The sequence below is a fragment of the Methanoculleus receptaculi genome, from assembly GCF_033472595.1.
Classification (GTDB): Archaea; Halobacteriota; Methanomicrobia; order Methanomicrobiales; family Methanoculleaceae; genus Methanoculleus; species Methanoculleus receptaculi.
On sequence record NZ_CP137642.1, the window covers coordinates 1,700,257 to 1,724,460 of the forward strand.

The window sequence follows — 24,204 nt, forward strand, 5'->3', positions numbered from 1 at the left end:
AATGCATGACGACGCTTGAAGACTACCTGGAGATGAACGCTGACCGGATCGACCGGATGCTCCACCGCTACTTCGGGAACGTCCACGGCGACCTCTTCCGGGCGAGCGCCCACCTGCTGCTTGCAGGAGGGAAACGGCTTCGCCCGGCGGTCACCCTTCTCGCCGCGGACGCTATCCAGAGGGGGTCGTCGGATGACCTGATCCTGGCGGCGCTCTCGCTCGAGCTGACCCACAACTTCACCCTCATCCATGACGATATCATGGACGGTGACACCGCCCGGCGCGGTGTTCCGACGGTGCATACCCTCTGGGACGAACCGACGGCGATCCTTGCGGGGGATGTCCTCTACGCAAAGGCGTTCGAGTTCATCTGTCTTGCGGAGGGGGCAGATGCTGCAAAAATCCGGGCGGTGAAGATGCTTGCCCGGACGTGTGCCGAGATCTGCGAGGGGCAGAGCATGGATATGGAGTTTGAGAGGCGGGAGGACGTCTCAGAACTTGAGTACCTGGAGATGGTCAGTAAAAAGACCGGTGCCCTTTATGGAGCGGCCGCAGCAATCGGCGGTCTTCTTGCGGGTGCAAACCCCGTCCAGACAGATGCACTCTACCAGTTCGGGATAAACAGCGGTATCGCGTTCCAGATCCAGGACGACCTGATCGATCTCCTTGCAAACACCGAAGAGAGCGGAAAAGACCGGGCGTCGGACATCAGGGAGGGGAAGCAGACGCTGATCGCTATCCGGGCGCGCGAGAAGGGGATCGACCTTGCCCCATACAGGAGACCGCTCTCCGCTGCGGAGATCGAGGGTCTGGTCACCATCCTCCAGGATGCCGGTGTCATCGAGGAGGTCCGGGCGGTTGCCCTGGAACGGGCGGGGGTTGCAAAAGAGGCGCTCTCGGTCATCCCGGAATCGGTGGAGAAACAGTTGCTCGGCGAGATCGCCGATTTCTTTGTCAACAGAGGTAACTGATACCATGACGGAGACCGATATTGAGCACCTGCTCTTTGTCTACGCGCTGCAGAACGCGGTGAAGCACGACAGCACCCCAAAGACCGGGACGGTGATCGGGACGCTTCTAGGGAGGCACCCGGAGTTCCGGAGCAGCGCCCGGGAGATAGGGGCGATTGCCTCAAAGGTGGTCGCGGAGGTGGCAGGGATGAGTTCATCGGAACGCAGGGTGAGGCTTGAAGAACTCGCGCCCGAACTCCTGGCCGAACTCGATGCGGAGCACGAGCACACCCGGGAACTTCCACCGCTCGAGGATGCGGAGAAAGGTGTGGTGATGCGGTTTGCCCCGAACCCGAGCGGACCGCTCCATCTCGGGCACGCCCGCGCTTCCATCTTAAACGACTACTATGTCCGGCGACACGGGGGACGCTACATCCTGCGCATCGAGGACACCGACCCGAGGAGGGTCGATCCGGCGGCATACGCGATGGTGCTTGAGGACGTTGAGTGGCTGGGGCTCGGGATCACCGATATCGTCTACCAGAGCGATCGGCTCGATGTCTACTATGACTGGTGCAGGAGACTTATCGAGATCGGCGGCGCCTACGTCTGCACCTGCGAGCCTGAACGTTTCCGCGAACTCAAACTCCGGGGGAAGGAATGCCCATGCCGCAAAAAGGGGATTGAGGAGAACCTGGAACTCTGGCAGAAGATGCTTGATGGAGAGTTCTACGAGGGCGGTGCAACCGTCAGGGTGAAGACCGACCTTGGCCACCCTGACCCGGCGATGAGAGACTACTCCGCGATGCGGATCGTGAACGCACCGCTCCACCCGCGAGCGGACGCCACGGTCTTTCCGCTGATGAACTTCTCTGTCGCGGTGGACGACCACCTGCTCGGGATAACCCATGTCGTCCGCGGGAAGGACCATATCGCAAACACCCAGCGGCAGCGCTACATCTTCGGTTATTTTGGATGGAGACCCCCGGTCTACCGCCACTACGGCCGGATGGGTATCTCGGGTGTTGTCCTCTCAACGTCGGGGATGCACGAGGGGATCCGGAACGGGACATACACAGGCTGGGACGATATACATCTCGGGACGCTGCGGGCGATTGCGCGCCGGGGGATCGAGCCGGAAGCCGTCCGGAACGCCATGATCGATATCGGGATGGGGGAGACCGATATATCGTTCTCCTGGGAGAACCTGTATGCCAGAAACAGGGAGATCGTCGACCCGAAGGCGAACCGCTACTTCTTTGTGCCTGACCCTGTCGAGGTCAGCATCGAGGGGGCGCCGCGCCGTGAGGCTCACGCGCTCCTGCACCCGAACGACCCTGCAAGGGGGGTGCGCACCCTTATCACCGATGGCAGGGTGCTTCTCCCGCGCAGGGATATCGAGGGGCAGGGTCTGATCAGGTTAAAGGACCTCTATAACGTCTGGGTCGACCGGGAAGGTGATACGCTGCGGGTATCCTACGCTGGCGACTCGCTTGATGAGGCCCGGCAGGTAAAAGCGCCGATCATCCAGTGGGTCCCGGTTGATGCAAACCTGCCCTGCACCCTCCTCCGGCAGGAGGGGGACATGGAGGGGTTCTGCGAGCCTATGGTAGTCGGCGAGGTGGGAGGGGTCGTCCAGTTCGAGAGGATCGGGTTTGCCCGGATAGACTCGATAAAGAGCGGCAGCGTGAACGCGTATTTTGCGCACCGGTGACGCGGGATCGCAGAACCCCCCATCTGCAGAACCTTTTTTAAGAGGAGCGGCCGGCGTAACCCATTAATGACAAAATGTTTAAGATCATGCACAGCGGCTGCACCATGAAACGAAAGACGTTCTACCTTCTTGCCTGTATCGTTGCGCTCGCGGGGGTCGGCATATTCTGGCTCTCGGTGAGGCTTGAGAACCCGATCCCGATCCAGGCTGCCTTCGTCGTTGGCGTTATCCTGCTTTATCTGGCACGGCGGAGGATCGAAGAGACGATAGAGGACGAACGGACGCCAATGATTACGCAGAAGGCAGCGCTGCGGGCAGAATAAAGCCCATCATCAGCGGCGAGAGAGTCCAGGGCTGGTTTTTCCCGCCGGGGAAAACCCCTGAACCGTTACGCCATGGGTGGGCTCCCCGTGGCAAAGGACGCTCTCGGGGATCCATTCAGGCAATTCCCGGCGGCGTCCCGCAATCAATAAGACCGACGGGAAGAAGAGGTACCTGGTTATTATGGCAGACAGGATTCTTGTTGCCTACGCCAGCCGATACGGGTCGACCGCTGAGGTGGCAGAGGCGATCGGTGATGAACTCAGCAAGGCCGGTGAGCAGGTCGACGTCCTGCCGGTGAACGAGATCCGCGACCCTTCCCCTTACCGGGCGGCGGTCATAGGGAGCCCGATCTACATGGGGAAGTGGCTCCCGGAGGCCCGGGTCTTTGTCGAGCGCTACCAGCATTACCTGCGAACCATCCCTGTCGCCTGTTTCGCTGTAGGGCTCACGGTGGTAGGCGGAAGCGCCGAGAGCCTGAGAAGAGCGGAAGCCTCGATGGACGAGGTCAGGATGCTCATAAACCCGGTGGAGGCCAGCGTCTTCCCGGGAAAACTGGATACCGGGCGTCTATCTGACCCTGATCGTGCCATCATTAAACTGATCAGGGTAAAGTCTGGAGACTTCCGCAACCTGGATGCTGTCCGTTCCTGGGTGCGGGCGATACTCCCGAACCTGCACCGGCGGAGATGAGATCCGGGGACGCCTGATGCGATAGTTGCGCATATTTTCCACGTGCACGGTGGGCCCATAGATGGGGCGGTATGATGGTGCGAACCTGAGACTTTTCTAGTGGAGCCAGCATCTGAACGGGAGACTTTCCAGACGGTGTCCCGGCCGCCCGCTCAGCACCTCCGCCCGCCCCGGGAAGGAGGGGGCGGAGCCAGATGCAGTGAGAGGACGGATGGGGGTTACAGAATCGGGGAGGTGGCGGGTAGTCAACTACCCGCGCCTCTCGGGCGCGGCTTCCTGCTTCATCCCCCCACCGGGAGCGAGTCCACAGGCTCAACGGCGCGTTCCGCGCCTGGTATTGTGTTGCTTGGTTATCGCAACACAGACATAGTATTATTAGATGGATGGACAGAAAAAATGTATCGTATTGAACTTGATTACGGGAAGGGCGGCTTCGCTTGCATCCCCGCCCTAAAGGGTGGGGTCTTCCCGCTCTGCCCCCGCAAGATAAACAATCCACAGGTGAACCGGGTGAATAAATACTCGTTTGTCGCCAGGATGCCCGACAGGCCCGGGGCGCTGCACCGCGCGGCCGAGATCATCAAGTCCTACTCGGGAAACATCATCCGCGTCCAGTACGACCGCCGGATCGATCCCGCCACGGTCTTCTTCGAAGTGGTTGCAGCACCAGAGGGCTACGCCAGGATAAAGGAAGACCTCCACGCGATCGGCTACCTCCAGGAATCGCTGCCGACACCCGGGTTCCTCAAGTTCTCCGTATACCTCCCCCACGAGCCCGGCTCCCTCTTTGACCTCCTCACCTACATCACCGGGGCGGGGGCAAACATCGCCTACATCGACTTTGACGAGCGGCGGCAAGACCCCGGCAGGGTCACCATCAGTTTGAGCGTCGAGGAGAGCGAGGTCGTCGATAGCCTGCTCGACCGGCTGAAGTCACGCTACCGCCTGGAGATCCTGGAGTACGACACAACCGGCGAGAAACTCGACGACACCGTCTTTTACGTCAGGTTCGCCCAGGCGCTGCGTGGGCTGATAGGATCGGCCGAGGACGAGTTCCTCCTCTCACTCCTCCAGGACATCAATCACATCGTCCAGGAACTCAACAACCTGGGGCAGGACCCAAAAGAGGTCTTCGACTGCATCCTGCGCACCGGAAAGACGCTCCGCGAGACCACAGGCGACCGGTTCTACGCGGACGTCCAGCGTATCCCGCTGAACGATGCCGTTGAGGTTCTCTGTTTCCAGATGCCCTGCGGCGGAAACATCTTCATGCTCAACGCCCCGGAGGAGAGCGTCATGATCGATACCGGTTACGGGATATACCACCAGGACGCCCTCCGGATGTTCCAGCACTACGGTATCGGAGACCAGGGGCGGATCCGGCGGATCTACATCACCCACGCCGACGCCGACCACTGCGGGGCGGCAGGGTTCTTCGATGCGAAAGCCTGCACCCACCCCTGGTCGGTTGAGATCATCCGGCGCGCGAACCGGGCCTACGGGTCGCGCAGCGAGTCCTCGATCCTGGAAGAGGTCTACACGACGGTCATAAACCTCTTCTCGCACTTCACCCCGCCCGAAAACCCGGAGACCTTCCCGACGGAGAGGCTTGCCAGCCGCTCGATATTTCCCGTCATAGCGCGGTTTGCTGTCCATGACCTGGAGTTTGAGGTCCTCGAATCCCTTGGCGGGCACATGCACGGCCAGGTCTACTTCCTCTGTCCCACCCACGGGATAATCTTCACCTCCGATACCCTGATCAACTTTGGAAGCCTGGATGACGACAGGAAACGCTACAACTCCCTGGCCGACTTCCTGGTGACGTCGGTCAACGTCGACAGCGAACGCGCACGCCAGGAGCGCACGGCGCTGCTCGGACTGATCCGGGACCTGGATGAAGAACTTGCCCCGACCGGCCGCAGGTGCCTGGTCGCGGGCGGACACGGCGCGATATCCGCCCTCTCCCCGGAAGGGAGGCTGGAGGCGGTCGGGCCGATTGAGCGTTACCTGCCAAGAGAGGCGCGGTAGGGCATCACACCGCCCCGCGCCACCGCTCTTCCCAAAGAAGCGCGATCACGGCCGCGAGAACTACCATGAACCCGCCGAGCAACAGCACCAGGGGCTCCAGGTGGGCAAGAAGGATGAGTGTCGAGGCTATCCCGATGACGGGCAACACCGGGAGGGACCCGATGCTCCCGGGTATCCGGAACGGCCGGGGGAGATCCGGCGCACGGTAGCGCAGCAGGATCACGGAGGCGTTGATGACGATGAAAGTCGCAAAGAGGGTGAAGTTGGTGACGTTTGCGACAAAATCGATCTCGCCGGCGAAGAGGAAGGCGATGGTGGCGATCGCAACGACGATTGTTGCCGTCCAGGGCGTCTGCGTCCGGGGATGAACCCGGGCAAGAGATGGAGGAAGCGAGAAGGACGATGCCATGCCGTAGGTGATCCTTGATGATGCCAGCATCATCATGAGGGCGGTGTTTGCGGTGGCAAAGAGCGCTATTACGGAGATCAGGGTGAAGGCCGTGGGCCCGAGCGCGACGGCAGCAACCTCGGCAAATGGCGCCCTGGAAGTGGAGAGTTGTTCCCAGCCAACGACAGAGACCGCTGCAACCGAGACAAGGACGTAGAGGAGGGTGGATATGGCAAGCGCGATCACCAGAGCGACCGGGATAGTCCGTTCCGGGTTTCTGGTCTCCTCCGAGAGTTTCACCATCTCTTCAAACCCCATGTAGGCGAAGAAGACAAGCGCAGACGCCTGGAGGAGACCGGGTATACCAAGCGGCATCTCAAGGTAATCCACCCGCCCGAGGTAGGGGAGACCGATCAGGATCACCATGACTATCCCGGCGACCTCGATCATGGTCATGCTGATGGCAACCCCCGCCGTCTCCCTGATCCCGGCGATGAGGATGCAGGAAAGGATCAGGATGATCATGACGGCGGACGGGAGGAACGGCAGACCCACCAGGTCGGAGAAGTAGCCGGCAAACCCAAGCGCGACGGTTGCAGCGCCAAGGATGCCGGATATGATTATCAGCCAGCCCACAACGAACGCAAGCCTTCCCCCGAACGCCCTGGAGACGTACTCGAACTCGGCACTCGCCTTCGGATAGATCGATGAGAGTTCGGCGTAACTCAGGGCGCTCAGGCCGGCGACCGCGGCTGCAACGAGAAAGGTCAGCCAGACGGCGTTGCCGGCCATCCCGGCCGCCTCGCCGAGGAGGGCGTATATCCCTGCCCCGAGTATGATCCCGACTCCGGAGAGGGTGACAGTGGCCAGTCCGAGTTCTCGCCGGAGGTTTGTGCCAGGATACGAAGCGTCACGCTCCCCATCTGCCATACGATATCACTCTGTCTCTGCTGCATTTAGGGTTTATCCGCGGTTCATCGAAGGTTTGGTGAAATTCTCCGGGACGGCTTTCCAGGGCCAATCGCCACGCCCTGCCCCGCCAGGGGGTGGTCAAAGGATGCCGGTAACCTATACGGGGGAAAACCGTTAAATCTCCGGCTCCCCATTACCCGGATGGAGGTGAGACATGCCGCAGATCCTCGAACTTATAGAAGACGATCACGATCTGATCAGAGTGCTATTTGACGAGATTGAGCACGACCCCGATAGCCGGGATGTCCGGTGCATAACGCTTCACCGCGAACTCCTGGCGCACCTCCTCGCGGAGGAGGCCACGCTCTACCCGCGCCTGAGGGAGGCTGCACCGGAGGAGGTGGAGGTGGCGCTTGATGAGCACGTAACCATACGTGAGAGGCTTGAACGTTTTAAGGTGGTTTCGGAGGGAGATGAAGCCTGGATGGAGGCGCTCGACGATCTCCGGGATTGGGTCGAGGCGCATTTCGCCCAGGAAGAGGGGGACATCTTTGCCAGGGCCAGGCATTATCTCAGCAGGAGCGACCTCTTTGCCCTGGGTGAGGCCTTTGAAAAGGAGAAGGTGACGGTAGCGTAACAGGTGGCAGGAAGAATGGGCTCGTATCGTCATTATGAGCCCTCCTCATCACAGGCAGGTGGATGACTGCCCGGGAGGCAAATTTTACTACAGATACGAAGAGAACTACCCGGCTAAAACGGGGCGCTGTTTTCTCAACCCGCTTCGATCTCGTTGAACTCGATGCTGTGGCGGGAGACTCCCTCCTCCTCTCGACCGGGAGGGAGGAGGAGGCCTTCTTCATCCCCTGCGGAACCGCACAAAGCACGGCGGGAAACCGGATTGAGGGGGTCGGCAAGATGGGTAAACACACCGCCGAGGTCTGGCGGGGAGATCCTGGTGGAGGAGGGCGGTGCATCCATTCCTCTGCCAGAGGCCCTCTTGGCGCTGCTTGAGCATATATGGGAGGGAAGCAGGATGCAGGTAACCAGATCAGATCGACCAATAGCAAAAGTTAAATCCTTATAAATGAAAAGATAAGTCTGTGCCACGATAGTGGGTACATACTTGAGATCCAATTCGATCTGAAAACCCCAGCACCATCATCACCCGGCCAGGAGGAATGGAGCGCCCGGGCATCGTGCCGGATGCCCCGGGATGAGGTGGTATACGCCTCCGCTCTGATCCCGGCCTGGCGGTGGTCTATCCTTGTGCAGTGCCGGTTCCGCCGGTCGCTATTGCCGGCGGTCTATCACCTACCATTCGACGATCTAAAGGATCGCTCTCTAAAGATACGGGGACTTGAGGCACGTGATTTTGATGACGCATTTGAAAAGATCAGGTCACCCACAACAGCAGATGAGATTGACCGATACGAAGAATGTAACAGGAACTTCGGCGAGTGAACGCCCTGCGTAGCATTACAAAAAACTCTCAGAAAAGAACCGCTTTGTCGCAAAGGAAGGTAATAGCAGCGAAGTGTGCTTCCCGAGGGCTCGCGCACCTCAGTACAACACACTACGTGAGAGGGCTTAACTGCTGGGTTCGGAATGAGTCCAGGTGTTTCCCCTCTGCTATGGCCGCTATTACCCGCTGGTCAGGACACCCTGATGGATGCCTGACCAGAAGCCAAGGCCCGGACTTGAACCGGGGTGTAGTTGATCTGCAGTCAACCGCGTAGCCGCTCCGCCACCTTGGCAAGCTGTGTTGCCTCATTACGTTATCTCCAGACCTATTTAAGGTTTACACCTCAAGGTCTGGCCGCAAGGGCACTCTGGTGCGTTATTCTGGATTTCGTCTGAGTTCAGTGGACGGCATCGGACGTTAGTACCTGCGGACTGAACATGTCGTTGCCTTCATGCTTACATCCCAGGCCTATCAAGCGGGTCTTTTACCCGTGTCCTCAACGGAGTCTCTTTTCAGGTCGGGTTTCAAGCTTAGATGCATTCAGCTTTTATCCCTTATCGCGTAGCTGCTCGGCACTGCCCGGTCGGACAACCGATACACCAGAGGCGACGACGGAAAGTTCCTCTCGTACTATTTCCATCTTACCTTCAGACTCCTGACACTCCAGATAGATAGTAACCGACCTGTCTCACGACGGTCTAAACCCAGCTCACGATCCCCTTTAATAGGCGAACAACCTCACCCTTGGCCGCTGCTGCACGGCCAGGATGGAAAGAACCGACATCGAGGTAGCAAGCCGCCGGGTCGATATGTGCTCTTGCCGGCGACGACTCTGTTATCCCCGGGGTAGCTTTTCTGTCGTCAATGGCCCTCATCAACAAGGCTCATTGGTTCGTTAGACCCGAGTTTCCTCTCGCGATTACTTGCTGTGCGTAATCGCGTCAGGCCAACTTATGCTCTTGACACTCTCCTGTGAGTTTCTGACTCACATGAGTTGACCATAGGGCACCCTTGATATTTTTTCGAGGGTGTGGCGCCCCACCCAAACTGCCCACCTACCGTTGTCCTCTCGCAGGGAGAGTTAGTGCTACAGTAAACCAAGGATGGTGTCTCATTGACGGCTCCCCACCCCCCGGAAGGGGTGGTTCGACGCCTCCCATCTACACTGCGCAAGGAATACCGTAACACAGCGACAGGCTGCAGTAAAGCTCCACGGGGTCTTCACTTCCCATCTGGAGTCCCTAGTCTCTGCACTAGGATAAAATGTTCAACGGTTTCGTGTTAGGGACAGTAGGGCTCTCGTTAATCCATTCATGCAAGTCGCCAATTAAGCGACAAGGTACTACGCTACCTTAAGAGGGTCATAGTTACCCCCGCCGTTTACGAGTCCTTCGCCCGGTTGAACCCGGTTTTCAGATACTCGCACTGGGCAGGAATCAGTGACTATACTAATCGTTTCCGAGTTGCAGTCACCTATGTTGTTATTAGACAGTCAGAGCCCCCTGGTCACTGCGACCTGCCTGATCGCCAGGCAGGCACCCCTTCTCCCGAAGTTACGGGGCTAATTTGCCGAGTTCCCTTAACACGATTACACCGACACGCCTTAGCCTTTTCAGCTAGGGGCACCTGTGTCAGATCTCGGTACGGTCATTCATCCCCCTTTTCACGGGCTCCAGGAATTTGCCTGATTGCTCCATCACGCCTTCACTCGCTTCTCACCATTACGGTACTCCACGAGTTTGATCGCTTGGACAGGGCGACGACCCTGCCAGGCATATCCCAAAGCGTCAGGGCGGTAAACCGCTGCGGATGAATGGTACAGGAATATTAACCTGTTTCCCTTTCGATGTGCTCGAATTACGACACACCTTAGGACCGACTAACCCTCGGCTGACGAACATTGCCGAGGAAACCTGGCCCCTCCGGCGGTTGGGATTCTCACCCAACTTTGCTTCTACTAATGCCAGAATTCTCATTACTACCCGGTCCACAGGAGCTTACGCCCCTGCTTCTGCCCAGGCAGCACGCCTCCCTACGACATCACGCTTGCGCGTGGTCCGTGGTCTCTGTAGTAGGCTTCAGCCCCGTCCATTTTCAGTGCCCCAAACCTCGACTGGTAAGCTTTTACGCACTTTTTAAAGGATAGCTGCTTCTAAGCTAACCTTCCAGTTGTCTTTGGCCTGGGACGCCTTTCAGTGTTAACACTTAGCCTACATTGAGGGACATTAACCACGGTCTGGGTTGTCTCCCTTACGGACTACAAGCTTACCCCGCAGTCCGGACTGCCAGCCATCTACGACGACGGGGAGTTTGGAGTTTGACAGGAGGGCGAGGGATTTCTCCCCCGGCTCCCCCAATCAGTGCTCTACCTCACCGTCTATCTCCGGCCAGGTCATGCTACGGCATGTTTCGGGAGGAACCAGCTGATGCCCAGCTCGATTAATCTTTCACTCCTATACGCAGGTCACGCGAATGATTTGCATATCAAAACCGCTTGCGGTCCTCCACGCGCCTTTCGGCACGCTTCAACCTGCCCACGCATAGATCGCTGGGCTTCGGGTCTTATCCTGCAGACTCCACGCACTTTTAATACGCCGTCCCATGCCCGAAGGCTACGGACCTGTTGGTTTCCCTCCGGCTCCCCTTTTGGGTTAACCTTCGCCTGCAGAATAAACTCTCTGGCCCGTTCTTCAAAACGTACGTTACGACACCGGCAACCACGCCCGTACTACCGCCTCGCGACGGGTTCCTTCACGTGGAAGATCCTTTCGCGCCGCAACTCACCATCACCTATCAGTTTCAGGCACTTTTCACCACCTTTACGGGGATACTTTTCAGCCTTCGCTCACGCTACTAATGCGCTATCGGTTTCGAGTAGTATTTAGTTTTGGAGGTTGATGACCCCCAGATTCCCGCGAGAATTCCAACCCGCGGTACTCAAGACACTGCCAGGATGCCTCAGCTTACGCATACGGGACTATCACCCTCTATGGTGCCTCGTTCCAGAGGACTTCTACTTCGCCCTGGCATCCAGACGGCAGGCTTACCACACCACATCTCCCTTTCGGGATTCAGTTTGAACTCTGTCGTGTTCGATCGCCTCTACTAACGACATCTCGGTTGATTTCTTCTCCTCCCCCTACTGAGATGTTTCAGTTCGGGGGGTTCCCGATCCTTACGGATCAACACCGAAGTGTTGGGATGTCCCATTAGGGGATCTCCGGATCGTAGACTCCATGCGTCTTCCCGGAGCTTATCGCAGCTTGGCACGCCCTTCTTCGGCACTCGAACCGAGCCATCCACTGACAGGCATATCGCCGTTCCGCTGAACTCATTTAACGTCCAGAATCACGCACCTATACACAGCCTCGTCAGGTCTATGACCTTCAGCCCTTCCCCGGTGACTCGCATCTCCGGGTGCATTGAGGGCAGGAAGGGAGACCTTCCCACCCAGTGGACTCAGGGGGATTTGAACCCCCGGCCTCCGCCTCGCAAAGGCGGCGCTCTTCCATCTGAGCTATGAGCCCGGACCTTTCGTTGACATCGGCAATTTTACGTTTTGTTCAGCAACCGCATCTCCAGGTTATTTCATTAGGAGGTGATCCAGCCGCAGATTCCCCTACGGCTACCTTGTTACGACTTAACCCCCCTTGCGGAACCTAGATTCGACCGCGGCAACGACCGCAGCCTCATCCAAACCCCACTCGGGTGGTTTGACGGGCGGTGTGTGCAAGGAGCAGGGACACATTCACCGCGTTATTTTGAAACGCGATTACTACGGATTCCAGCTTCATGTGGGCGAGTTGCAGCCCACAATCCGAACTACGGACAGGTTTAGGAGATTGCCTTCACCTCTCGGTGTCGATACCCATTGTCCTGCCCATTGTAGCCCGCGTGTAGCCCGGATAATTCGGGGCATGCTGACCTACCGTTGCCCATTCCTTCCTCCTCTTTAGCAGAGGCGGTCCCAACAGTGTCCCCATCAGTCCGGAGACCATGCTGGCAACTGTTGGCGTGGGTCTCGCTCGTTGCCTGACTTAACAGGATGCTTCACAGTACGAACTGACGACGGCCATGCACCTCCTCTCAGCTAGTCATGCAGAGTCTTCAGCCCGGCAATCATTCCGCTGTCTTATCCGGTGAGCTTCCCGGCGTTGAGTCCAATTAAACCGCAGGCTCCACCCGTTGTGGTGCTCCCCCGCCAATTCCTTTAAGTTTCAGCCTTGCGACCGTACTTCCCAGGCGGCACGTTTCACGGTTTCCCTTCGGCACCTCGGTGACTCGTGGTCACCGATACACCTAACGCGCATCGTTTACGGCTGGGACTACCCGGGTATCTAATCCGGTTTGCTCCCCCAGCTTTCGTCCCTCACTGTCGAAGCCGTTCTGGTGAGGCGCCTTCGCCACAGGTGGTCCCTCGAGGATTACAGGATTTCACTCCTACCCCCGAAGTACCCCTCACCTCTCCCGGTTCCAAGATTGCCAGTATCCCTTGGACGCCTGACGGTTGAGCCGTCAGATTTCCCAAGAGACTTAACAACCCAGCTACGAACGCTTTAAGCCCAATAAAAGTGGCCACCACTCGAGCCGCCGGTATTACCGCGGCGGCTGGCACCGGTCTTGCCCGGCCCTTTCTTCAGGTGTTTTTTAGACACCTGGACAGCCTGCATATACAGGCACTCGGGGTTCCCTTATCACGGTTTCCCGCATTGTAAAGTTTTCGCGCCTGCTGCGCCCCGTAGGGCCTGGATTCATGTCTCAGAATCCAACTCCGGGCTCTTGCTCCCACAACCCGTACCGATTATCGGCTTGTTGGGCCGTTACCCCAACAACAACCTAATCGGCCGCAGATCCATCCTAAGGCGCCGGAGCTTTCGGTTACAGGGCATTCCAGCGTCTGTAACCTATAGGGTATTATCCTCAGTTTCCCGAGGTTATCCCCTTCCTTAGGGTAGGTTATCCACGTGTTACTGAGTAGTACGCCGAGGGCCGAACCCTCTCGACTCGCATGGCTTAATCGAACCCCGATAGCAGTGACCTCTGGCAGGATCAACCAGAATTTGGAAGTATGCACACTACTAAACCTGGGAGGAATTAGCGGTTACTGAACAAATTTCCGCATTGCCAATGCCAACGTCAGAATCAACCCGCGTCAGAGCGCGGTCTCGTTGATTCTCCATCAACAGGGAAACAATGTTTGTTGTCTCTCCACTTAAACATATGTTTCCTGTATCAGGTCCGAAACCCATTGCTCGAACCCTCATACCGTTCCTCGATACAGGGGAGACTGCACCTGACCCGGCGCAGAACTTCACCCGTGCAAGTGCACCTGTTTGTCACCTATAATATATAAACATTGCCCTTGCACGGGACACACCCTGCCCGTTCAACCATCGAATCGATCCGCCGACCTGTAGACGCGTCCACCCGGCGGGTGTGACCTGCGCGCGCAGACTGCAGATGGTTGAACAGGCAGGATATAAACATCGTCAACCCTTTATCAGACCCGAAGTCAATCCTCGGGCCCTCATAACGGTTGAGAGGCCAGGGAATCAGACCACCCGGAAGGCTGCACGATCCCCTGCCCTGACAACACAGCCTTATAGTGTTATCATCAATGCCATATATACATTTCCCTGCCCCGTCGGATGCAGGCCGATGACCTGGATCCCCACAATGGTTGGGTAATCCCCGGGCTTCCGTGTCGAAAACACAGATTCCAGGGGAGAACTACTCCCAACCTGACCATCACATGTTGACGCCACCGCTATTTATACATTTACCCCGCCGGCGGCTAAAAAACCCGGATCAAAACCCGGATGATCGTCCCGGCATCAAGAAGAGCGCTAACCCGCCCGACGGGAGAGCGGCAGATCCCCATGCGCGCATGTGCGCAGGGACGATCATGCCCGATCAGCATCCCCGCTGGCATCCGGAGGACCATCGCCAGCAGTCCGTTCGCCGACATACACCTCGCCGAAGAACTCATCCTGCCAGATCTCAAGTTTCCCTTCGAGCATCAGAAATAGCAGCGGGATGTAGACATCACGCCGCGACTCTCCCCTCTCGCTCGAAAGCCGTCCGAGTGTGACAACACCCCCACTCCGGCGGACGGCACACCGAAACCCCTCCATGACGGCCGCCACGGCGCCCTGATAACCCTCATCGTGCGCCACCGAGACAACATCCCCCGCGCTAAGGTCGAGATCCGGTTCCGTCGCGAGAGGCGCCCGTCTCCTCTGCCGCCGGCGCTGCTCCTTCTCCGCCGTCTTCAACTGCTTGATCAGCTCATACAGCGTGACCGGAAGACGTTTTCGCAGGTTTTTCCGCCCCAGACGACGCTGGATCTCACGCTCCAGGCGTTCAACGGGTTCGACATCCCCTGCTGCATCATCGAAGTCGAACCCGCCATACCCCCACGGCTCACCGTCCTCATCATCAAACGCCTCCTCAACATCGTCGTCCCGGGCGTCGAGATACTCCGATTTGAGGCGCAGCAGGCACGCTGCGTAGAAAAGCGTCCTTCCCGAGATCCTCAGATCAAGCCTCTTGCGACGCTCAACCTCGGCGAGGAACCGGTCGGTCAGATCAACTATATCGATGTTCCAGGGGTCGACCTCGCCGCGCTCGGCCATACCAACCAGGATCTCGACAGGCTCCTCATCCATTATCCAGCACACCGGTCACGTAGGTGCTCTTGTCGGCGCGGGTCGTCACGCCGACGATACGGTCGGCGCGCTCGATCATCGGTTTCCTGAGCGAGACGATGATCGACTGTGCGTTCCCCGAGAGTTCGCTCATCATGTCAGCGATCCTGCCGACGTTGCTGCCGTCAAGGAACATATCCACCTCATCCAGCGCGTAGAACGGCGCTGGCATGTACTTCTGGATTGAGAAGATGAACGCCAGCGTTGTTAGCGACTTCTCACCCCCGGATAGAGAAGAGAGGAGGTGAACCTTCTTCCCGCGCGGCTGCACCGCAAACGTCAGCCCCCCGGCGAATGGATCTTCCTCGTTCTCGATAACCAGTCTCCCGCTCCCGTCAGTCAGGCGCGCAAAGATCTCCTGGAAATTAGCATCGATCGCCTTAAACGCCGTCATGAAGGCGTCGTATTTCATTTTTTCGCACTTCTCGATCCGCTCAAGGAGCATCTCGCGCTCCCGCGAGATGACCTCTTTCTTTTGTGTCCGTTCCTCAACGCGCGCCGCAACCCGCTCACACTCCTCGATCGCGAGCATGTTGACCGCGCCGATCTTCTTTAGTGCGCGTTCAGCCGCCGCGATGCCCGCATCGATTGCGGCAAGGTCGAGATCGGTCTCAACACCGCCGGCCTGTTCCCTGAGGTCAGCAAGTTCCTGGAGGAGCGAGTTTTCCCGCTCCTCTAGCGCCCCAACCTGCATCCGGCTGCGCTCCATCTCGCTTGAGAGGTTGAAGACCTCCTGCTCGAGCGTCCGGATCTCTTCAAGGATCCGATCGCGCGTCTCGCGCAATCCGGCGAGTTCGTTGGAGAACTCCCTCTGCCGGGCCTCAAGGTGCACGATCAGCCGACGGTTCTCCTCTATCTGCTCCCCGGTGGCCTTTATCTCGCTCTCGATCTCCCGATTTTTCTCTTCCAGGCGGCTCCGTTCCGCAGCAAGCTCCTCGATACGGTTTGAGTAGTGCTGGCGCTCGCGCCGGATATCGGTTATATCGGCGTCCTTGTTCCGGAGCCGGCGCTCGATATCTTCAACAACCCGCCGGTAATTCTCGTAACGCTCGGTGAGAGCCGGAACCTCCGTATCGTCAAGTTTCTTCTTGAGGTCGTCAACCTCGGCCGAGATCTGAGCGATCTCAGCGGATGTCCGCTCGAGATCGGCCTCCAGCCGCGCAAGTTCTTCGCCGCCGGTCTTCGCGCCCTCAAGCACCTCACGCCGGTTCTCCTCGAGCGTATGCTTCTCACCGGCAAGCACCTCGACCCGCTTCTGGAACTCCTCGATGAGCATACGGTATCGTGCAATCTGCTCCTCGATCGAGCTCCGCTCCGCCCGTTTTGCCTCCGCGGCCAGGGCGAATCGACCGATAGATGCCTCGATCTCCCCGGCCTCCGCCTCCAGTTCGGCAAGCCTCGCACGGATGCGTGCGACCTCATCGTCGACCGCCACACCGAACCCGCGCACCTTCTTTGCCTGGAAACCCCCGGTCATGGCGCCGCTCCTCTCGACAGTCTCACCATCCAGCGTGACCATCTTGTAGCGGCCCATCAACCTGCGTGCGCGGTCAAGGGTATCCACCACAACCGTCGAGCCAAACACAACCTGGAACGCACGCTCAAATGCCGGGTCAAACTCCAGGAGATCGACGGCATACCCGATGATCCCCGGCTCCGCCCCGAGCGGCTGGAGAACCGGCGGCCGGAGCCTGTTGAGCGGCAGGAAGGTGACCCGGCCAAGACGGTTCTCCTTCAGGTACCTGATAGCCTCGGCCGCCACCGCGTCGTTATCCACAACGACCCAGCGGAGTCGGCCCATCGCCGCCACATCGAGCGCGGTCGCGTACTCCGGTGGAGCGCGCCCGAGCTGCGCCACTGTCCCGTAGACACCGTCCATGCCAAGGACGTAGTCCATCGCCTTACCCCCGGCATCGCCGTGCGCCTGCTGCTGCGCCTCTAGCCGCATGAGGGCCTGCTCGTTCTCCCGGATCTCTTTCTTCAGCCCATCAAGCGCTGAACGGCGCCCAAATAGAGCGCTCTCTGTCTCAGAGAGATCGCGCTCGACCCGCCGTTTCTGCTCCTCGCACCCGGCAAGACTGGAGGAGTAGTCCGCGATCTGGGCCTTTTTGTTCCCAAGTTCTTCCTCGATCTGGCTGATACGGGCGTCCAGGCGCTCCCGCTCCGATGTCCGCATCCGGCTCTTCTCGATGAGGAGATCCTTCTCGCGCAGGATCTGCGCCCGGAGCTCCTTTCTGCTCTCGAGGTCCTGCAACCGGGCAAAGAGCCGATCCTTAACCCCCTCTACCTCCCGGCTCTCAGCGGCTATACGCTCCTCGATCTCCTTCATCTCGTCGCGTTTCGCCGCCAGTTCCATCGCCAGGTTCGACCTGTCGATCGAGAGGCTGCGCAGGCTCTCGGTGCACTCCTGGACCTTTGTCTCGGCGCGCCTGCTGTCCATGTAGACCCGCTGGACCGCCCCGGCATTCTCCTCCAGGCTCGCCTTCAACCGCTCTATGCTCTTCTCCCCGAGCCTGATCGCGCTCCGCGCCTCCTCAAGCCTCCCGACAAGTTCGAGATATTCGGGGCCGCTCTTACGGTTAATCTCCTCGTCGATCCCCTGCTGCCGGGTTCGCGCCTCCTCGACCCGGGCCCGCACCGCCTCAATCTCCGCGGTGGTGCGCTCGATCGCCGCCCGGTGATCGCGCATCAGGTCATGGAGGGTGGCGATCTCCTGCTCCTTCTGCCGGACGAGCGCCGCCCCCCGGCAGCGGTTGAGGTGCTCGAGTTCGTCCTGCAGCCGCCGGTACTCAAGCGCCTGCTCGCGCTCGCGCTGAAGCGTATCCAGCCGCGCCGAAACCTCGTTCAGGAGGATCTCTTCACGATCGAGCCGCTCCCGCACCACCTCAAGTTCCGAGAACGCCTGCTCCCGCTTCTGATCGAACTCGGCGACACCCGCAATCTCATCGATGATCTTCCGCCGCTCGGTGTCGCTCATCTCCATGATACGGGTGACATCGCCCTGCATCACGACGTTGTAGCCCTCTGGCTTTATCCCGATCTTTGCCAGGAACTCGATGACGTCGGACTGCTTGCAGGGACGGTTGTTGAGGTAGTTGTAACTGTAGTAGCCCGTCGGCGTCCGCTTTATCCGGCGGCGGATGGTCGTGCCGTCCGAGAAGGTGATCGTCACCTCGGCGGTGTTCTTCCCGGAGTTGACGTTGATGAGATCGGTCAGCTTCTCCGCCCGCAGCCCCCGCGCGCCCGAGAGAGCAAGGACAAAGAGTATGCTATCGATGATGTTGCTCTTACCGGAACCGTTCGGGCCCGAGATGACGGTAAATCCCTCAAAAAAAGGAATTTTAGTCTTTCTGGCGAAAGACTTGAAGTTGTCGATCTCAAGGTGCGTTATGTGCAAGAATGGGGCCCCTTTCACCTGCGATCCAGATCTACGGTGTCATCCTCTTCGGCCTGTATCAGATCGTTGACCGGGCGCTTCCTCTGCTCAACAAAGACCTTCCGGTCAGACGACTTGCCGCCCTTCTTCACAGACTTTGACGGCAAGTCCTTCGTCCCGGTGCTGGCAACGATGTACTCTGATGATGGGCGTTTTGGCTCTGGTTTCAGCGTCCCGTCGTTCTGCATTATCATCTCAAAATCCCTCTCATCGAGGGCCTTTTCCCCCGTAACCTGCCTTGACGGCCGCTTCTCCGCCGGACGTGTCTGGCTCCGGGGTTCAACGGTACGCGGTTCCGCTCTGAGCTCCTGCGCGGGCTTTGCCGCGGCAGGCTGCACGGGCCTCCTCTCCCGGCGCTCATCCGTCTCCCTTGCAAGTTTCATCACCACGGACTTGACGTCCAGGACCTCTTCCGTCAGGCCTTTCACCAGTGCATCGAGCTCGCGCACTTTCCGCTCCAGTTCACGCAGGCGTTCATCGTCCACCCCCGCCACCGGCAACTGCTCCCGTTCCTTCATCATCTGCATCTCCTTCTCGCGCTCCGCAAGTTCCCGCTCAAGAAAATGTATCCTTGCATCCTTCTGCGCCATGATCTCCCTCAAACTAATCCTTGATAATAATTATGTAATAATATTACTATAGTTCTCCTGAATTGAAGAATTATCTCGCGACTTGAAGGCAACATCTGCAGGAAGCCCCCATGGGCCGGGGTCCGGGCGAAACCGATGTCATGTCGTGCCGCAAGACAAAAACCCTGTACAAAAGAAAGAATATTACCTCAACGGAGCAACCCTTTTTCTGCATGTCTAGTCTGGCAAACTTTGATCCAGAGATCGCAGACCTCATCGAGAAAGAGCGCCTGCGTCAGATCAATGGGCTGGAATTGATCGCCTCCGAGAACGTCGTAAGCAAGGCAGTCCTGGAGGCGATGGGTTCTATAATGACCAATAAATACGCCGAGGGTTACCCCGGCAAACGATACTACGGAGGCTGCGAGTTTCACGACGTCGCAGAGAACCTGGCGCGCGACCGGATGTGCCGGGTCTTCGGGGCCGAGCACGCAAACGTCCAGCCTCACTCGGGCAGCCAGGCAAACCAGGCGGTCTACTTTGCCTACCTGGGCTACAAGGACAGGATATTGAGCCAGAGCCTCACCCAGGGCGGCCACCTTTCCCACGGGTCGCCGGTAAATATCACCGGCCGCTGGTACTCCATCTTTCACTACGGCGTGGACCCGGAGACGGAGACGCTTGACTACGCTGCCATTGAGGACCTGGCACGGATGGTCAGGCCGCAGATGATCGTCTGCGGCGCTAGCGCCTACCCGCGCGAGATAGATTTCAGGGCGTTCCAGGAGATCGCCGATACCGTTGGTGCGCGGTGTATGGCCGATATAGCCCACATTGCCGGACTCTGCGCAACCGGCTACCACAACTCCCCGGTAGGTGTCGTCGATATCGTGACGACGACTACTCATAAGACGCTGCGCGGCCCACGCGGTGGTGCAATCATGTGCAGCAAAGAGGATGCGCCGACCATCGACAAGTCCGTCTTCCCGGGGATGCAGGGCGGCCCCCTGATGCACATCATCGCCGCGAAGGCAGTCTGTTTCAAGGAGGCCATGACCCCGGCATACAAAGAATACTGCGGCCAGATCGTCAAGAATTCGCGCGCGATGGCCAGGGTCCTTGCCGAGGAGGGGCTTGATCTGGTCTCCGGCGGCACCGACAACCACCTCATACTCCTCGACCTTACCAGGGTCTCAGCGAATCATGAACACCTCACCGGGCTTGCAGCCGAGACCGCGCTCGGCGAGGCCGGGATCACCGTGAACAAGAACACCATCCCACGCGAACAACTCAGTCCCTTTGTGACTAGCGGACTGCGTATAGGCACACCGGCCGTCACCTCCCGCGGCATGAAAGAGAAGGAGATGGAACAGATCGCCAACTGGATCGCGACGGTGTTAAAGGACATCGCAAGAGACAGGACCTCAAAGAAGGCAATCAATGAGGTGAGAGAAGAGGTCATCGCTCTCGCGAGCAAGTACCCGCTGTACCCTGAAGTAGCATGATACTCGACGGCAAAGCAGTCTCTGAGAAGAGGCTTGAACTCCTTAAGGAGATGATAGAGGAGTCCGGGCTCTACCCGCGCCTGGCAACAGTCATCGTGGGCGAGGACCCGGCATCACAGATGTACGTCCGGATGAAGCACCGGGCGTGCGAACGGGTGGGGATCGGATCGATCAGGATCGACCTCCCGGCGGACGCCTCCACCGAGCGTGTGCTCGAGGTGATCGTGAAACTGAACAACGACCCGGACATCAACGGCATCCTAGTCCAGATGCCGCTCCCGCCCGGTGTGGACACCGGCCGCGTGATAAACGCGGTCGCACCCAATAAGGATGTCGACGGTTTCCACCCCTGTAACATTGGCAGGCTATTCTCTGGAGACCCGCTCTTTGCGCCCTGCACGCCGCAGGGGATCATGACGATCCTGGAGGAGTACCGCATCCCGATCGCAGGAAAGCATGCGGTCGTCATCGGCCGGAGCATCGATGTGGGAAGACCTATGGCCGCCCTGCTCCTGAACGCCGATGCAACCGTCACCATCTGCCACTCAAAGACAGGAGACCTCAAGGAGGAGGCGCGGAGAGCCGATATCCTTGTCAGCGCGGTGGGGAAGGCAAAGTTCGTCGGGCCCGATATGGTGAAGGAGGGGGCGGCGGTCATCGATGTCGGCATAAACCACGACGAAGATGGAAAACTCTGCGGGGATGTCGACTTTGAGGCGGTGAAGGACGTGGCAGGTGCTATAACCCCTGTTCCTGGCGGCGTCGGCCCCATGACCATCGCAACGCTGATGGAGAACACGTTCAAGGCCGCCAGGCTGGAAACATGCAACAGCATAACTGCCTGGTGAACGGCCTGCTGATCGGCGGGGGGGCCCCGGTTCGGTTGATGGGCGTCATAAACTGCAGCCCGGAATCGTTCTACCGTGGCTCCTACACCCCGGTGGAGAGTGTTCATGACCGTGCCCTTGCAATGGTCGAATCCGGCGCCGATATGGTCGACATCGGGGCGCGGAGCACGGCGCCGGGGTCTCGTCCGATCACCCTCGCAGAGGAGGCTGCCCGTATGGACGAAGCGCTCCGGGAACTGGACGGGACGGGGATCACCGTCTCGGTGGATGTCCAGCAGCCCGAGGTGCTCGAGGTCTGCCTCCGCCACGATATCCATGCTGTAAACGATATCACGGGGCTTGCCGGAGAGCAGTTTGCACGGGCTGTCGCCGACTCGGGGCTGCCGGTCTTTGTGATGGCAAGTCTCCGCCGGCCGGGCGATGCCGTGGGACTTGCCGCGACCCTCCAGGCGCTTGAAACGGTCGTCGAACGATGCTCGCGGTTCGGGATCGAGGATTACGTGCTTGACCCGGGTATAGGGCGATGGGTGCCGGAGCGGAGAAGCGAGGATGACTGGGAACTCTGCCGGAACTTTCAGTCGTTCCTGGACTTTGGCCGGCCGGTTCTTGCCGCGGTCTCCCGTAAGACGTTTATCGGGGAACTCCTCGGGAAACCGCCGGAGGACCGGCTCGCGGGCACCCTTGCGCTCACGACGATGCTGGTCGCCGCGGGTGCGGCCGTCGTCCGGGGCCACGATGTCCCGGAGACCGCTGACATCCTGCGGGTCTACGCAAAGATGAGGCAGATAGGATGACGCCTCCATCTTTCTCGGTCTACGGGATCGCGACCCCGCTGATCTACCCGGGGGATGATGTAGCGGAGAGGTTCCTTGAGTCCGTGGGGCGGTCGGGCGCGGGGGGGTTTAAGACCGGTGATGTTCTGGCGGTTGCGGAATCGGCGCTGGCAACCGCGGAGGGGCGGGTCGTGAGTCTCGCCAGCGTCGAGCCTTCAGAAGAGGCGCTACGACTCGCCCGGGATTACGTGATGGACGCCCATCTCGCCGAGGTGGTGCTCCGGGAGAGCGACCGGGTCGTTGGCGGGATACCCGGGTTCCTGCTCTGCATGAAGAACGGGACGCTCCTCCCAAACGCGGGGATCGACGCCTCAAACGCTCCAGCCGGTTCGGTTGTTCTCCTGCCCCTCGACCCTGACGCCTCGGCGGCACGGATACGATCCGCGATCGCTGAACGGACGGGGGCCGATCTGGGTGTCATCATTGTCGATTCCCGGACGCACGCGATGCGGCTTGGCTGCAGTGGGGTTGCAATCGGGTGTTCGGGGATCCCATCGGTGATAGATGAGCGCGGGAGAAAGGATCTATTCGGCCGCGAGCTCCAGGTCACAAAAAGGGCGGTTGCGGACTGTATAGCCTCGGCCGCTGAACTCGTGATGGGGGAGGCTGATGAATGTGTTCCGGCGGCAGTTATACGGGGGATCGGCCTCCCCATCGGCGACTACAACGGGGTTGCTACCATAGACGCTTCAGAGTGCCTCTTCATGGGGGTTGCGCTTCACGCCGACCCGTCCCTTCTCGTCGATGGCAAGAGAGAACCCTGAGTTCTCCAGGTACTCTCTGCTCTTTCTCCCTTTTCCGTGGATGAGGATCTCTACGAGATCCTCTTTCTCGTCGATATCGGTGGACATCCGGAAGGAGTCGATGACATCGACGGATAACCCGCACTCTTCTGCAACCCGCAGGTGGTCAAGGAAACTCGCACCGTAGAAGTCGGCGTGGAAGCACTGAGGTTTCTTGAGGAAGATCACGTTCGTTCCTCCACCGCGGCCGGGGACGATGGCCATATCCTTCTCCGTCCGGATCAAACGCTGGATATCCCCGGCCGTGACCAGAGGTATGTCGGCCATGATGATGAGCGCGGGGCAGTGGAACTGACGGAGCGCCCAGTTGATGGCATCGTTGAGGGGTTCCGTCCGGACGGCGATGAGCACGTTGTCGTGTTTGAAGGGGTGGGTGCAGAGCAGGGTGGCGCTGCACCCGGACTTCTGCACGGCGGCGATCACGTCTTCAAGCATCATCCGGGCGAACGCCTCCCGCTCTTCCTGGTTTAAGATGCAGGATAGGCGCGTCTTCGGGTTCACGGGCTTGAAAGGGATGAGCGCGTGGAAGTACATTGAGAATCGGTTGTAGAGGCAGCATTAAATAGCCATCGCTATCCCCGAAGGGGAAAGACCCGGATCGGGTCTTACCGGGCAACGGCGCGGCAGGAGGAGCCGGATGGCAACTCTGCCCGGGTGAACGGCCCCGCTCGAGGGCGGTGATGGGCTGGCGGGAAAGGGGGGACGGAGACGGTTCCCGCCCCCAGTCTCTGCGTGTCATGGGGATACTCACTTCAGGGAGAGCAGACCGCCCCGGATACCGTGCAGGGGGAGAGGGAGCAGGATTCTTCGGGGGATTTTCACCCGAAACCGAGGTGACGCGATGCGCACTCCTGACACTGTATCTATGGGATATCACCCCCGAGGGGGAGGGGCTGACTGGGAGGGGGCGGAACGCCCCTTCCCCTGTTGCTGCACCTCTGGTTGAACGGTTTTCGCCGAGCCGCTACCGCGGCCTCCTCCCCCCTCAAAGCCGCTCCCGCACATCTCTTTCCCCCCACCGCGTTTCCTCCCGAA

17 protein-coding genes, 2 tRNA genes and 3 rRNA genes are annotated in these 24,204 nt (G+C 59.3%); 12 read left to right on the plus strand and 10 right to left on the minus strand.

Annotation, left to right across the window (positions count from 1 at the left end; all coding sequences use genetic code 11):
* Positions 1–5: 5 nt before the first annotated feature.
* The 5 genes from R6Y96_RS08760 (at position 6) to R6Y96_RS08780 (ending at position 5,706) form a co-directional block, all read left to right on the plus strand.
* Positions 6–971, plus strand: coding sequence for a polyprenyl synthetase family protein (locus tag R6Y96_RS08760; RefSeq protein WP_318620951.1), 966 nt, complete (start codon positions 6–8; stop codon positions 969–971).
* Positions 972–975: 4 nt separating this feature from the next.
* Positions 976–2,664, plus strand: a complete 1,689-nt coding sequence (locus tag R6Y96_RS08765; RefSeq protein ID WP_318620953.1) for a glutamate--tRNA ligase — start codon at positions 976–978, stop codon at positions 2,662–2,664.
* Between the two features lie 104 nt (positions 2,665–2,768).
* Positions 2,769–2,987, plus strand: coding sequence for a DUF2178 domain-containing protein (locus R6Y96_RS08770; protein WP_318620955.1), 219 nt, complete (start codon positions 2,769–2,771; stop codon positions 2,985–2,987).
* 181 nt (positions 2,988–3,168) lie between these two features.
* Positions 3,169–3,678, plus strand: coding sequence for a flavodoxin domain-containing protein (locus R6Y96_RS08775; protein ID WP_318620958.1), 510 nt, complete (start codon positions 3,169–3,171; stop codon positions 3,676–3,678).
* Between the two features lie 396 nt (positions 3,679–4,074).
* Positions 4,075–5,706 carry an MBL fold metallo-hydrolase gene (locus tag R6Y96_RS08780; protein WP_318620960.1) on the plus strand — a complete coding sequence of 544 codons (1,632 nt, stop codon included), beginning with the start codon at positions 4,075–4,077 and terminating at the stop codon, positions 5,704–5,706.
* 4 nt (positions 5,707–5,710) lie between these two features.
* Here R6Y96_RS08780 and R6Y96_RS08785 read toward each other — a convergent pair whose 3' ends face one another.
* Positions 5,711–7,024, minus strand: a complete 1,314-nt coding sequence (locus R6Y96_RS08785) for an APC family permease (RefSeq protein ID WP_318620961.1) — start codon at positions 7,022–7,024, stop codon at positions 5,711–5,713.
* Between the two features lie 196 nt (positions 7,025–7,220).
* On the opposite strand from R6Y96_RS08785, the gene R6Y96_RS08790 reads away from it, so the two are divergent.
* The 3 genes from R6Y96_RS08790 (at position 7,221) to R6Y96_RS08800 (ending at position 8,467) form a co-directional block, all read left to right on the plus strand.
* The gene (locus R6Y96_RS08790; protein ID WP_318620962.1) at positions 7,221–7,643 is read left to right on the plus strand and encodes a hemerythrin domain-containing protein; all 423 of its coding nucleotides are present in this window, start codon (positions 7,221–7,223) and stop codon (positions 7,641–7,643) included.
* 62 nt (positions 7,644–7,705) lie between these two features.
* Complete coding sequence (locus R6Y96_RS08795; protein WP_318620964.1) at positions 7,706–8,017, plus strand: hypothetical protein; 312 nt, start codon at positions 7,706–7,708, stop codon at positions 8,015–8,017.
* 207 nt (positions 8,018–8,224) lie between these two features.
* Positions 8,225–8,467, plus strand: a complete 243-nt coding sequence (locus R6Y96_RS08800) for a hypothetical protein (protein ID WP_318620966.1) — start codon at positions 8,225–8,227, stop codon at positions 8,465–8,467.
* Between the two features lie 60 nt (positions 8,468–8,527).
* Here R6Y96_RS08800 and rrf read toward each other — a convergent pair.
* The 8 genes from rrf to R6Y96_RS08840 form a co-directional block, all read right to left on the minus strand.
* Positions 8,528–8,649, minus strand: a 5S ribosomal RNA gene (gene rrf / locus R6Y96_RS08805).
* Positions 8,650–8,688: 39 nt separating this feature from the next.
* A tRNA-Cys gene (locus tag R6Y96_RS08810) sits at positions 8,689–8,760 on the minus strand.
* A 106-nt stretch (positions 8,761–8,866) separates the two neighbouring features.
* A 23S ribosomal RNA gene (locus tag R6Y96_RS08815) occupies positions 8,867–11,795 on the minus strand.
* Positions 11,796–11,922: 127 nt separating this feature from the next.
* Positions 11,923–11,995, minus strand: a tRNA-Ala gene (locus tag R6Y96_RS08820).
* Between the two features lie 66 nt (positions 11,996–12,061).
* A 16S ribosomal RNA gene (locus tag R6Y96_RS08825) occupies positions 12,062–13,528 on the minus strand.
* The 16S, 23S and 5S rRNA genes sit together here with 2 tRNA genes alongside, the layout of an rRNA operon.
* Positions 13,529–14,371: 843 nt before the next feature.
* Positions 14,372–15,136, minus strand: coding sequence for a ScpA family protein (locus tag R6Y96_RS08830; protein ID WP_318620967.1), 765 nt, complete (start codon positions 15,134–15,136; stop codon positions 14,372–14,374).
* Positions 15,129–18,572: a chromosome segregation protein SMC gene (smc, locus tag R6Y96_RS08835; protein ID WP_318620968.1), complete on the minus strand. Its 3,444-nt coding sequence runs from the start codon at positions 18,570–18,572 to the stop codon at positions 15,129–15,131. Before smc ends, R6Y96_RS08830 begins: the two co-directional genes overlap by 8 nt.
* 14 nt (positions 18,573–18,586) lie before the next feature.
* Positions 18,587–19,201 (minus strand): DUF7518 family protein, encoded by a 615-nt coding sequence (locus tag R6Y96_RS08840; protein WP_318620969.1) that lies wholly within the window; start codon positions 19,199–19,201, stop codon positions 18,587–18,589.
* 212 nt (positions 19,202–19,413) lie between these two features.
* Here R6Y96_RS08840 and glyA point away from each other — a divergent pair, with 212 nt between their 5' ends.
* Genes glyA through cofE form a run of 4 tightly spaced genes read left to right on the plus strand, consistent with a single transcriptional unit; the run spans position 19,414 to position 23,130 of the window.
* Positions 19,414–20,685, plus strand: coding sequence for a serine hydroxymethyltransferase (glyA, locus tag R6Y96_RS08845; RefSeq protein WP_318620970.1), 1,272 nt, complete (start codon positions 19,414–19,416; stop codon positions 20,683–20,685).
* Positions 20,682–21,533: a bifunctional methylenetetrahydrofolate dehydrogenase/methenyltetrahydrofolate cyclohydrolase FolD gene (folD, locus tag R6Y96_RS08850; protein WP_318620972.1), complete on the plus strand. Its 852-nt coding sequence runs from the start codon at positions 20,682–20,684 to the stop codon at positions 21,531–21,533. The genes glyA and folD overlap by 4 nt, the downstream gene beginning before the upstream one ends.
* Positions 21,509–22,327: a dihydropteroate synthase gene (folP, locus tag R6Y96_RS08855; protein WP_318620974.1), complete on the plus strand. Its 819-nt coding sequence runs from the start codon at positions 21,509–21,511 to the stop codon at positions 22,325–22,327. The genes folD and folP overlap by 25 nt, the downstream gene beginning before the upstream one ends.
* A complete protein-coding gene (gene cofE, locus R6Y96_RS08860; RefSeq protein ID WP_318620975.1) occupies positions 22,324–23,130 on the plus strand; it encodes a coenzyme F420-0:L-glutamate ligase in 807 nt (268 codons plus the stop codon). The genes folP and cofE overlap by 4 nt, the downstream gene beginning before the upstream one ends.
* Here cofE and cofC read toward each other — a convergent pair.
* Positions 23,056–23,703 (minus strand): 2-phospho-L-lactate guanylyltransferase, encoded by a 648-nt coding sequence (gene cofC / locus R6Y96_RS08865; RefSeq protein WP_318620977.1) that lies wholly within the window; start codon positions 23,701–23,703, stop codon positions 23,056–23,058. The two genes, cofE and cofC, sit on opposite strands and share 75 nt — an antisense overlap.
* Positions 23,704–24,204 lie beyond the last annotated feature (501 nt).